An 11,336-nucleotide genomic window follows, 5' to 3' on the forward strand; every position below is an offset into this window, starting at 1 on the left:
TGCAAATGCAATGAAAATACTCACAATTCCTCCACATACAAACGCTTTCATAGCAGGAATTTCAAGCCTCGCAAGCGAAATAACATAGAAGCTGTTCAAGCAGAGCATACCTATCCTGTTTGAAGAGGATCGTTTTATTCATCTACTCATCTAAGGAGGACCTAATGTGAAGCCCGTCACAGTCAAAGATTTGGTAGAGCGCTTCTCGCTCGAGATACTTGCCGGACATTCGGAACTCCACCGTCCGATTAGCAAAACGAAGGCCCATCGCCCTGGACTTGAGTTTGTCGGTTATTTTGAATATTTTCCGCAAGCGCATGTACAGTTGTTAGGCCGCAAAGAAATCACTTATTTGCATAAACTTAGCGAAAATGAACGCAATCTTCACATCGGTAATATTGTCAAATATCACCCGCCTTGTTTTGTCGTTACGAGAAACCAAGAAGGCTTGAAATATTTAACCAAATATTGCGAAGAAGAACGGATCCCTCTCCTCCGTACTGCAGCGCCTACGAGCAAATTCCAGGACTTAGTTGATTTATATTTAAGTAAATCCCTTGCGCAGGAGATTGCCGTCCACGGCGTTTGTGTCAATGTGTCTGGTATCGGTATTCTGCTGCGCGGCAAATCTGGGGTTGGCAAGAGCGAAACCGCTCATACCTTAATCCGCAGAGGGCATCGCCTCGTCGCTGACGATGTCGTCGTGCTGAAGAAGATTAGTCCGGAAACACTTCTCGGTACTCATAACGGCAAGACGAAGGAATTTCTCGCGCTGCGCAGCATCGGGCTTGTCAACGTTTCTCGGCTTTATGGCCGCAAAGCGTTTCAGGACGAGACACGGATCGTGCTTGATATTGAGCTGACCCAGTGGAAGGAGCATGCGCTCAACAACGATTTGGAGCTGGAACCGAAGTTCACGGAATATATGGATATCAAAATTCCGCACATCGAAATCCAACTGCAGCCTGGTCGAGATGTCGCAGGACTCGTTGAAGCGGCCGCCAACAACTGGTACCTGCGTCAGCAGGGGTACAGTGCAGCTGAGGAGTTTATGCAAAGATTGCAGAGCGGCAACGACTGAGTGTAAAGCAAGCCGTCCTTTTTCCAGAGGCGGCTTTGTCATGACAGCTCATTCCAAAACGGCTATCCTTGGAGCCTGGCTGCTCAGGGCTTGCATGTACGGCCCCAAAATCACCTTCATGAGCGAAAGCTGTATGTGGAGGTGTTTGTCATGCGCACAAGATGGCCATTTATTCTCGTTTCCATCACCCTTGTTGCTTTACTGTTTTACGGATGGACAGCTTATGCGGCAACTTTGCCAGCTCAGAGCACATCCTCATCCATCAAAGGCACGTTCATTTCAACCAGTCCAGATACAATTAAGTTATCCACAGCTACTGGTGATCAAACGATACCGCTTGCCAAATCCATCTGGGTTTTCCGTGATGAGCTGAAAGCCCAGCTAGCCGATTTGCAAGCAGGAGATCAACTGGAACTCATCCTGAATAGTAAACAGCAGGCTGCCTATATCAAAGCAGCATCAGCTGGATCAGCAGCTGCAGCTGTGAAAGCCACAACGGCAGCTGCTGCTGGTGAGCAGGCTCCGATTGGATCTGCGGCTCCCGTCGCAACTACAGCACCTGCACCTATATCTTCAACTGCACCTGCTGCATCTGCTGTTCCTTCACCAACCCCAGTACCTGTGGGAACGACGAATGGCCAGTTGAAAGAGGCTTATCCCGACTTAGAGAGTATGGAGCTCTCCGTAGATGGCAAGCACTTCAAACTGCATATCGAGCAATCCAAAGGTCCGAAAGGGGCTACCTATGATCTAAGTATTAAGCCCGAAGATGCGGGGAAGATTCACCTGAAAGATGCGCAAGCATCCGCGTGGATCCAACAATTGCTCGCCTCCGTGGATCTAAGATCATCTGGTGCTGAGAAAGCAATCGCCCAGCAGCTTGCTGAGCATTACCGGTTGGATGCGAACAAGCTAAACGTCCAAATGAAAACCAAATGGATGCCAGATCAAGCTCCTGCTAAGCAAGTAAAGCCGGATACTAAGCACAAAGTCAAAGAAAAACATGAAGAAGATCAATCCAGCAAACATGACGATGATCCAGGGAATAAACAGCGCGGCAATGGCCACCGCGACTAGGTGGTCATCATACAGTCTTATCATCCACACAGGCCATCACACATAGGTAAACAACAAAGCCGTCAAACCCCTGCTAGAGGTTTGACGGCTTTCTAACATTTCAATGCTTCTTCCCTTTGCCGTGCCCGTGATTGTCGGGCTTATTCTCTTTCTTGTCTGGCTTATCCGGTGGCGTGTCTGATTGCCCCGTTTCCTTATCTCTGCCGGAATTTCCCCTTGTATCGTTCATGACTGGTGCTTCACCGCTCACAATAGGCATATCAAACGGGATAATAGGCGCCCCTGCCAAAGCCCGACTCATCATCTCCCGGAACAAAACCGCCGGAACAGCACCGCCGGAAGTCGTCAGATAATGCTCCTTATCCGTCCGATCATAGCCGACCCACACAGCAGCCGTAAGCTCCGGCGTGTATCCGACGAACCATGCATCTTTGGCACTGCCGCTGCTTATACCTTCAAATTCCTTCGTCTGCGGCAGCTGGGTTGTGCCTGACTTCCCCGCAACGGGGCGATTCATAGCCGCATTCTTACCGGTTCCCTGTGCTACCGCTACCTGCAGCATCGAAGTCATGGCATAAGCCGTCTCTGGCTGCATGACCGGAACTCCCTTATCGCTATGCTGCACAAGTACATGCCCGCTGCTCGTCTCTATTTTTACAATCGTATGCGCTTGATACAGCACTCCCTTGCCCGCAAATGCACTGAAAGCCTGTGCCATCTGGAGCGGTGATACGCCTTCCGACAGCCCGCCAAGCGCAATGCCAAGCTGTCTATCCTGGGCAGGCAAAGGAATGCCTAACTTCTTCACGAATTGCAAGCCATGATCAATTCCCATTTCATGAAGGAGCCAAACTGCAGGAACATTCCATGAAGATACAATGGCCTCCTGCATCGTCACCTGCCCTCTTGTCTGGTGATCCCAATCTTGTGGTTGATAGCCTTCAATGTTCAAAGGACCGTCATATAGCGGAGTAAACGGCTTATATCCATTCTCCAGGGCAGGTCCGTAGACAGCGATAGGTTTAAAAGATGAACCTGGCTGTCTCTTCAATTGTGTGGCGTGACTGAATCCGCGGAAAACCCCTTCCCCCCGACCGCCCGAGAGCGCACGGACACCTCCGGTTCTTTGATCCAGAATGACTGCGCCGCTTTGAATGAGCTGATCCGGCTTGCTTGCCGGGAACAGGCTCTCGTCCTTATACACCTCGGCTACGGCATTCTGTACGGACGGATCCAGCTCTGTCGTGATTCGCAAGCCTCCAGTCAGCAGCTGTTCCTCCGTGAATCCATACAGCTGAACAGCTTCCTGAATAACCGCATCGACATAAGCCGGATAGCGTCCCTTCAGCTCATTGCCTTTGTCCGATTTCACGACACCAAGCGGAGATGCCTTCGCTTTCTCATAATCTCCACTCGATATTTTGCCTTCGTCCCGCATCAACGCCAGCACGGTATTTCTTCGTTCCAAAGCCTGGTCCTCATCTTTGAAAGGAGAATACTTGCTAGGAGCCTTAGGAAGTGCAGCAAGAACAGCCGCTTCTGTTAAGGATATGCCTTGCACGTTTTTATTAAAATACGTTCTAGCCGCCCCCTGGACCCCCCAGCTTCCTTCCCCGAAATATATACTATTGAGATACATCTCCAAAATTTGATCTTTATCGAATGTCATGTCCATTTTTATCGCGTAGGCAGCTTCTTTTAATTTGCGGCCAAGTGTTTTATCTGCGCTCAGAAACAGATTGCGTGCTAGCTGCTGTGTGATCGTACTGGCCCCTTCGGAATAACCGCCTCTGAACACATCGCGCGCGAGTGCACGAACAATGGATTTCATATCGATACCCGTATGCGTATAGAATCTTCGGTCTTCGACAGCGACAATGGCATCTGTCAGCACCTTTGGCATTTGAGCGATCAGCACAGGATCAACTTTTGACGCGGACAGCTGCGCTGCTGCTTTACCGTCTTTATCCAGCACGAGCGTTGCTTCAGGCAGCGGCTGATTCAGTTTCGAGACATCCAGTCCACGGATATATAAATAACAAGCCAAGCAAACCACTATACATCCCAAAATAAGAATGCCGCAGGTTAGCTGCCAAAACCGTTTCCTTTTCCAAAATGATTGCTTCATCTAGTCTTCCCCCTTAGTCGCTTATAGATATTCGCAGCATTTCTAAGGTTAGCGACGCAAGGGTTGCTCTAACAAGCTGATGCACGGCGGTTTCGGCAGGCTCAGATCGGCTTTGCTCGGTTTTAGTCCTTCTACGGCTCGCGACTGCCTTTTTGGCAGGCTCAGCGGCGGGGGGCAGCCTTTTTGCCCCTGAGACGGCGGTTTTGGCAGGCTCAGATCGGCTTTTCTCGGTTTTGGTCCTTCTCCGGCTCGAGACTGCCTTTTTGGCAGGTTCAGCGGTGGGGGGCAGCCTTTTTGCCCCTGAGACGGCGGTTCCGGCAGGCTCAGTTCCGCTTTGCTCGGTTTTAGTCCTTTCTTCGGCTCGAGACTGCCTTTTCGGCAGGCTCAGCGGCGGGTTTGCGTCTTTTCTGCAGAGAAAACAAAAAAACACGCATTTCCCTAAGGAAATAACGTATTTTCTTATTTTCTTATCTTCTCGTTTTCTTGTCTTCTTGTCTTCGTGTTTTCTCATTTTCTCATTTTCACGTTTCATATCTCTATGCAATCGAGGTCGGAGCTCCAAAAACAGTCGTGTACCCGCTGACTTTACTTAAGATTTGCGTCGCTTCCTCATCGTTCATGCAGCCATACCGCTGCACAGCATCAACGATTTTGGGGAACAAATGAATATCCCCAGCGCTTGCAAACCCGCACACTCCAGGGAAAGACAAGACAAAATGCACACAAGCATCAATGATCTGCTGCTGATCAAACGGCTCATACCAAGTCGCATAGGGGCGCTTCACGCCTTCTTCCCATGGAGCCTTGGCAATCGCTTTAATCACCCTTACAGCGGCACTCTGCTTGCTAGCCTCTTCCAGCAAGGCGTCAAAAGCCTCCCGATATTCAGGCAAGCTGTACATATAGTAATTAAGCGGCAGCAAAACGGTGGCGAATGGGAATCTACGCAGAGCTTCCAAATGGACAATCGGCGCATCATGTCCATGACCGGTAATGCCAATCTCCTTCACGATGCCTTCGTCCTTCGCTTCCAAAGCGGCTTCCAATGCGCCGCCTTTCGCTGTGCAGCGATCCAGTTCTTCCATTGAGCCCACGGCGTGCAGCTGAAGCAGATCAACCGAATCAACCCGCATCCGCTCCAAGGAACGATAAATCTCTTCTTTCGCTTCTCTTTTCGATCTTTGCCCTGTTTTGGTAGCTAGGAAAATATCCCCGCGAACTTGGCTGATCAGGGGGCCCATCCGTAATTCAGCATCGCCATAACTGGCGGCTGTATCGAAATGGTTAATTCCCTGCTGCAAGGCATACGAGATGGAAGCATCTGCTTCTTCCTGCGTGACATTCCCTAAGCTTGCAGCTCCGAACATAACAACCGAGCTCTCATGACCTAAACGACCGATGGTTCGTTTTAACATGGTGAAGCGCCTCCTATTCAATTCCGCTAACTTCACTATTATTATAACAAATCAGGATTTAAATAGCTGTAATCCCTCTTTGCTCAAACACATTCATAACGTGTGTCATGGCGCTGCATGCTTTGGGAAAGCCCACATAGGCTGCACAGTGGATAACGAGCTCCACGATTTCCTTGGGGGTTAACCCAACGTTAAGCGCGGCATTCAAATGAAAGGTCATTTGCTCAAAAGCACCCTGAGTGATTAAGGCTGTGAGCGTGATCAGCTCTCTTTGTTTATAATCTAATGTTTCTCTGGAGTAAATTTCGCCAAATCCAAAGGATACAAGGAAATCCGCAAAATCCGGGTAAAATTTCTGAAAAGCATCGATGGCTTGCAAGCCCGGCGCTCCAACCATCTCATTCAATACTTCAATACCTTTGTTATAATTGACTGGATCTCTGCTCATACTTATCCCCTCTTTGCTGTTGGTGGCATTTCTAATGGATCCACTATCAATTCAATAACAACCGTTCTATCGGCCGTTTTCGCTTGTTCGATAGCGGCTTTCAACTCTTCGGCATCGAAGCATTTGAACGCAAGTGCTCCCATGGATTCCGCAAACTTTTGGGCATCTAACATCGTTTTATAAACGGTGCCGATGGCTTTGCCCAGATGCAAAGTCATCCCTGTATCAACCATATCGATCTTCCCGTTATTGAATACAACAAAAATAACGTTCGCCCCGTAATTGACTGCCGTCGAGATTTCCGTACCGTGCATAAATGTGCAACCATCACCAGTTAAACAAACGATCTTCGCTTCCGGTTTAGCCAGCTTGGCTCCAATCGCATAGCCAATTGCGTGACCCATCGTACCGAACACATCGTCAAAATAAAATGACCCTGGTCTCTTCACATCATAATGTTTAATGGCATAAAACGTATGACTTCCATCATCGCCAAAAACAACGGTATCCTCATCAAACGCAGCGCTCATAACTTTAGCAGCCTCCGCTGCCAACATGGGGGAACGGCTTTCTATGTAGGTATCTTGCTTTTTATAATCTTCGATATGAAAAGGTGTTTTAATAATATCTTGGTAATTCAGTGTTTCAAACAAGGCATTAAGATTTGTTTTGATATCGCCGATGATGGGGACTGTTTCTACTTGAATGCTTTTGCCAATAAACGTCTGTTCATAATCAAAATGAATCACCTTTTTCGGATACAAAGAAGGGCTTAGTCCGGCAATCGACATATCGGAAAGCTTGCTTCCAATGACGATCATCAAATCCAGACCTCTTTCAACATAAGCACTGGATTCCTCAGTCCCCCCAAGGCCGTAAGCTCCAAGAGATAAATGATGCTGACTTTCAAAAGCCCCCTTACCCCCAGGCGTAGTCATCACTGGAATATCGAAAATCTCTGCAAGCATTTTCACTTCGCGATAAGCTTTGCTTGAATGGACGCCTTTGCCCAGAAAGATGACTTTCCGCTCCGAGCGATTGATTAAATCCTTGCATTTGTCTAAATTCGATGCGACAGGATGCATGATCTCCGGCAAATCCAGCTCAAACTCTTCAATATACTCCGCCAGAACATCTCCAGCAATTGACAGATGAACCGGTCCTTTAACCCCTGAATAAGCCTTCTCAATAGCGTGCTGAAAATAAGCTTTGAACGTTTCCGCTCTTTCCACTCTGGCACTGAATTTAGTCACAGGCTCAAACATTTTCACGACATCCGTTCCAAACATCGTTGAATCCTGACCAAGCGCTTTCCCCGAATCCTTAATAGAAGGGTGCCCCGTAATAAATAGTACAGGAAGATGCGACGCTTTGGCTTGACCCGCAGACGTCAGAAGATTGGTGCCTCCCGGCCCCGACGTCCCAATAGCCACGGCTAATTGATTCGTCATTAGTGCATAACCAGCAGCTTCGAAACCAGCCCCGGATTCATGTTTAGACAAGACAAAATCGATTCCATTATTGTGTAAGTCAAGGATGAGTGCAGTGACAGCTTTGCCCGGAATACCAAAAACGTGGTTAATTCCCCACTTTTTGAAATGAATTGCTAATAGCTCGGAAATTTTTTTCATTTTAAACCATCCATTTCATTTGTGAAATTGATTGCTATCTCCTCATTGATTTTGTAAAAATACTTCTCAAAATCATCAACAGAAAGAGGCTTGCTAAAATAATATCCTTGAACGACATCACATTTTTTCTTCTGCAGGAAATCAAGCTGGTCTCTCGTTTCAACACCTTCTGCTACAACATCCAAATGCAAATTATGGGCCATCGAAATAATCGTACTGACAATATTGGAATCGTTGGTATCAACCATGATGTCTCTAACGAAGGATTTATCAATCTTTAGCGTGTGGATAGAGAACTTCTTCAAGTAATTCAAGGAACTGTAGCCGGTTCCAAAATCATCGATGCTGATCCTTACGCCCAAAGCATTCAATTGACCTAGAACATTAATCGCACGCTCAACATCCATCGTCATCGTTTCCGTTATTTCTAATTCCAAGAAGCTAGGATCCATGCCGTATTCAATAAGCGTATTGTTGATAATCTCTACCAGGTTATCTTTCAAAAATTGTTGGGATGAGAGATTCACCGCAATACGAACACGAGGAAAGCCTTTTTCCACCCACTTTCTACTTTGATTGCAAACTTCGCTCAGCACCCATTCGCCAACTTGAGAAATCATGCCATTTTCTTCTAAGATGGGGATGAAATTTTCGGGAGATACGATGCCATACTCCGGACTATTCCATCTCAATAGTGCTTCTACGCCAATAATTTTCTTCTTTATCAGATCTACTTGCGGTTGGTAATACACCAAAAATTCTTTTTTATCTAAAGCCCTTCTTAGCAGTACTTCCAAGGATAGTTTATCTTTCTCTTTCGAATGGGTCTTCATATTTGAATCAAATAGTGTATAATTATTTCGCCCCTTTGACTTCGATTTATACATGGCATTATCCGCATAAACCATGAACGTCTCCGCATCCGTCCCATCATTAGGATATATAGCTATACCAATACTTGCAGTCACATGGAACTTAGAGTTATTAATCGTAAAAGGGGTGTCAAATAAATCTATAATTTGCTTCCCTTTCTGAGTGACTTCTTTTTGCCCGGTCATGTCACTGAAAAGGAAGATGAATTCGTCTCCACCCATTCTAAATACTTTTCCATAATCGCCTAAACACTCTGTTAATCGACTTGACACTTGTTTTAATAAAACATCACCATTGGAATGACCAAAAGCATCATTAATCGTTTTGAAGTGATCTAAATCCAAAAACATAAGAGCTAAATCAATGTTGGTTCCTGAGGTAAGTGAAATAGAGATATATTTATTCAATGTTTCTTTCAGAGATCTTCGGTTAGGCAACGATGTTAATTCATCATGATAGGCTAGATAATTGTGCTTCTCTTCATTTAAATAACGCTCAGTAATATCCCGAAGCTGTGAATACGAACCAATGAAATTATTCGTTTCATCATAGATGGGCTGCGCATCGAAAAGGCAAACCACCTTTTGATTATCTATCGTATTTAAAATCATTTGGACATTATCAAAGCTTTTCTTGTTCTGAATAACCTTTTTCATATGTCCGCTTATTAAGCAGCTTGGATTATCTAAGCTTCGGTCTACAATACTGATATCTTTTTGAATGCCGAATTTGCCAACAACAAAATCATTCACAGAATTAATAATACCATCAGCGTTCGTAATAATAATACCGTTCCTATTTTTGTTAACCATAATCTGATTCAGCATATCTAACTTTCTATTTTGCTTCCTTAGCAGCAGCTCTCTCTCAATAGAGTCTACCACTGTCGATAGCATGGTTAAGAAAAACGGATTATGCAATTCCCAAGCCGTCATGATACAAATACTGCCTAATAAATTATTGATGTCCGTGTAACGAAATGCAACGCCATAACACGCTGTTCCGTGAAGAATAGTGTGGTAGTGGTTGGAGCCAACCAATTGAATCGGATGACTTTGTTGAAGCGCTAAGCTCACTACATTCGTTCCCATATCTTCTTGCGTAAATTGTGCGCCTACGCGTATGCCTAATTGATTAATGGTGATTCTGATCGTTTCATCTCCAACCATGTGAATCAAAAAACCATTCTCATCCGATATGACAATCAATACTGGCGTTCCGCTTAACGAATCTAAAATCTTTTCAGAAAAAAAATCTATGACTGATAAAATTTCGTTATAAGTATTTCTTTTGGCCAACAACTGCTTTTCTGACATCGTACGTTTGGGCTTTCTGATTTCATTTGGGTCCATACCCGCGTCAAAACATTTTCTTTTAGACTCAACAATGTAGTCAGGTTCTTGATTCAGTTGTTCCAATTCAACCACCGCCCATTAATTTAAACTTTTTTAGTAGCATCATCTTGTTTGGGGATTTATGTGTTTAAGTCAATGATTATTCCATTCTAGGACATTTTGAAGCTTGCGCTCGAAGCCTCCATATCCATTTTCTATAAATCATTTCTTTCATTCTAATTCGACAAAAAAAGATATTACCCTTCCAGTCTCATTCATTTGTTTACAATTGTTTACATCTTTTAAGAAATCTATTAAAAAAGACACCTGCGGATTCAGCAGGTGCCACTTTTGGAAACAACAAGATTGCCAGTCTGCATGTATCAGAAGAAATAACTCATCCGCGTACCGTCTTCCCCATATCGACAGGAATGCATAGCTTCCAATCAAAGCCACGCATATACGTTCTCTGGGAATTCCATGCCACCACCAACTAGTTATGTCAATCGTACCAACTACTATATACTACTACTATACATGAATTTGATCATTAATCCTATGGTAAAATCATTACTGCAAGGAATAGTAAAAAAAGCATAGACCAATCAGCTTTCAGCTGACTGACTATGCTAATTCTGTATCGGGACGACACGATTTGAACATGCGACCCCCTGCTCCCAAAGCAGGTGCTCTACCAAGCTGAGCTACGTCCCGAAGTGTATACATCTGTTGAGAAAAAATGGCGCGCCCTGAGAGATTCGAACTCCCGACCTTTTGATTCGTAGTCAAATACTCTATCCAGCTGAGCTAAGGGCGCTTAATAAAATGGAGCGGAAGACGGGGATCGAACCCGCGACCCTCGCCTTGGCAAGGCGATGCTCTACCGCTGAGCCACTTCCGCATAGGGATCCCCAAGGCGTGTGACACTCCTTGGGGATGATTGATGCGCGTAGAGGGACTTGAACCCCCACGGTCGCCCGCTAGATCCTAAGTCTAGTGCGTCTGCCAATTCCGCCATACGCGCATGCTGTAAATAAGGCAAATGGTGAGTCATGTAGGATTCGAACCTACGACACCCTGATTAAAAGTCAGGTGCTCTACCAACTGAGCTAATGACTCGCATCATTGGTTGCGGGGGCAGGATTTGAACCTGCGGCCTTCGGGTTATGAGCCCGACGAGCTACCGGGCTGCTCCACCCCGCGTCATAGTTAGATGCCCTACAATCTCTTGCTGTTAATATCCCAAAAGGGATACTGCTTGGCAACGTTCTACTCTCCCAGAACCCTGCGGTTCAAGTACCATCGACGCTGGAGGGCTTAACGGTCGTGTTCGAGATGGGAACGCGTGG

8 protein-coding genes, 6 tRNA genes and 1 rRNA gene are annotated in these 11,336 nt (G+C 45.9%); 2 read left to right on the forward strand and 13 right to left on the reverse strand.

Annotated elements, in window-relative coordinates:
* Nucleotides 1-166: 166 nt before the first annotated feature.
* Nucleotides 167-1,081, forward strand: a complete 915-nt coding sequence (gene hprK, locus BC351_RS28540; protein ID WP_079417401.1) for an HPr(Ser) kinase/phosphatase — start codon at nucleotides 167-169, stop codon at nucleotides 1,079-1,081.
* Between the two features lie 150 nt (nucleotides 1,082-1,231).
* Entirely contained in the window at nucleotides 1,232-2,158 is a 927-nt protein-coding gene (locus tag BC351_RS28545) for a hypothetical protein (RefSeq protein WP_079417403.1), read from the forward strand.
* A 100-nt stretch (nucleotides 2,159-2,258) separates the two neighbouring features.
* Here the strand turns inward: BC351_RS28545 and BC351_RS28550 are convergent, their stop codons facing one another.
* From BC351_RS28550 to rrf, 13 genes are all read right to left on the reverse strand, one after another.
* Nucleotides 2,259-4,286 carry a transglycosylase domain-containing protein gene (locus BC351_RS28550; protein ID WP_079417405.1) on the reverse strand — a complete coding sequence of 676 codons (2,028 nt, stop codon included), beginning with the start codon at nucleotides 4,284-4,286 and terminating at the stop codon, nucleotides 2,259-2,261.
* 13 nt (nucleotides 4,287-4,299) lie between these two features.
* On the reverse strand, nucleotides 4,300-4,830 hold the full coding sequence (locus BC351_RS28555; RefSeq protein WP_079417407.1) for a hypothetical protein: 531 nt from the start codon (nucleotides 4,828-4,830) through the stop codon (nucleotides 4,300-4,302).
* Nucleotides 4,823-5,701, reverse strand: a complete 879-nt coding sequence (locus BC351_RS28560; RefSeq protein WP_079417409.1) for an aldo/keto reductase — start codon at nucleotides 5,699-5,701, stop codon at nucleotides 4,823-4,825. The genes BC351_RS28555 and BC351_RS28560 overlap by 8 nt, the downstream gene beginning before the upstream one ends.
* 58 nt (nucleotides 5,702-5,759) lie before the next feature.
* Entirely contained in the window at nucleotides 5,760-6,149 is a 390-nt protein-coding gene (locus BC351_RS28565) for a carboxymuconolactone decarboxylase family protein (RefSeq protein WP_079417411.1), read from the reverse strand.
* A gap of 2 nt (nucleotides 6,150-6,151) precedes the next feature.
* Nucleotides 6,152-7,780 carry a thiamine pyrophosphate-binding protein gene (locus BC351_RS28570; protein ID WP_079417413.1) on the reverse strand — a complete coding sequence of 543 codons (1,629 nt, stop codon included), beginning with the start codon at nucleotides 7,778-7,780 and terminating at the stop codon, nucleotides 6,152-6,154.
* Nucleotides 7,777-10,071, reverse strand: coding sequence for an EAL domain-containing protein (locus BC351_RS28575; protein ID WP_079417415.1), 2,295 nt, complete (start codon nucleotides 10,069-10,071; stop codon nucleotides 7,777-7,779). The genes BC351_RS28570 and BC351_RS28575 overlap by 4 nt, the downstream gene beginning before the upstream one ends.
* 556 nt (nucleotides 10,072-10,627) lie before the next feature.
* Nucleotides 10,628-10,701: transfer RNA gene (locus BC351_RS28580), tRNA-Pro, on the reverse strand.
* 26 nt (nucleotides 10,702-10,727) lie between these two features.
* Nucleotides 10,728-10,804: transfer RNA gene (locus tag BC351_RS28585), tRNA-Arg, on the reverse strand.
* A gap of 9 nt (nucleotides 10,805-10,813) precedes the next feature.
* Nucleotides 10,814-10,888, reverse strand: a tRNA-Gly gene (locus BC351_RS28590).
* Between the two features lie 43 nt (nucleotides 10,889-10,931).
* A tRNA-Leu gene (locus tag BC351_RS28595) sits at nucleotides 10,932-11,011 on the reverse strand.
* Between the two features lie 19 nt (nucleotides 11,012-11,030).
* Nucleotides 11,031-11,106 (reverse strand) — tRNA-Lys (locus BC351_RS28600).
* Between the two features lie 7 nt (nucleotides 11,107-11,113).
* A tRNA-Met gene (locus BC351_RS28605) sits at nucleotides 11,114-11,190 on the reverse strand.
* Between the two features lie 53 nt (nucleotides 11,191-11,243).
* Nucleotides 11,244-11,336: ribosomal RNA gene (rrf, locus tag BC351_RS28610) — 5S ribosomal RNA — on the reverse strand; the annotation flags it as partial.

Source organism: Paenibacillus ferrarius (assembly GCF_002027705.1).
GTDB classification, from domain to species: domain Bacteria; phylum Bacillota; class Bacilli; order Paenibacillales; family NBRC-103111; genus Paenibacillus_E; species Paenibacillus_E ferrarius.

Excerpts from the sequence above, each read along its gene's own strand:
- BC351_RS28570 (WP_079417413.1), bottom strand. The coding sequence starts at position 7,780 with ATGAAAAAAATTTCCGAGCTATTAGCAATTCATTTCAAAAAGTGGGGA.
- BC351_RS28550 (WP_079417405.1), bottom strand. The coding sequence starts at position 4,286 with ATGAAGCAATCATTTTGGAAAAGGAAACGGTTTTGGCAGCTAACCTGC.
- BC351_RS28545 (WP_079417403.1), top strand. The coding sequence starts at position 1,232 with ATGCGCACAAGATGGCCATTTATTCTCGTTTCCATCACCCTTGTTGCT.
- BC351_RS28560 (WP_079417409.1), bottom strand. The coding sequence starts at position 5,701 with ATGTTAAAACGAACCATCGGTCGTTTAGGTCATGAGAGCTCGGTTGTT.
- BC351_RS28565 (WP_079417411.1), bottom strand. The coding sequence starts at position 6,149 with ATGAGCAGAGATCCAGTCAATTATAACAAAGGTATTGAAGTATTGAAT.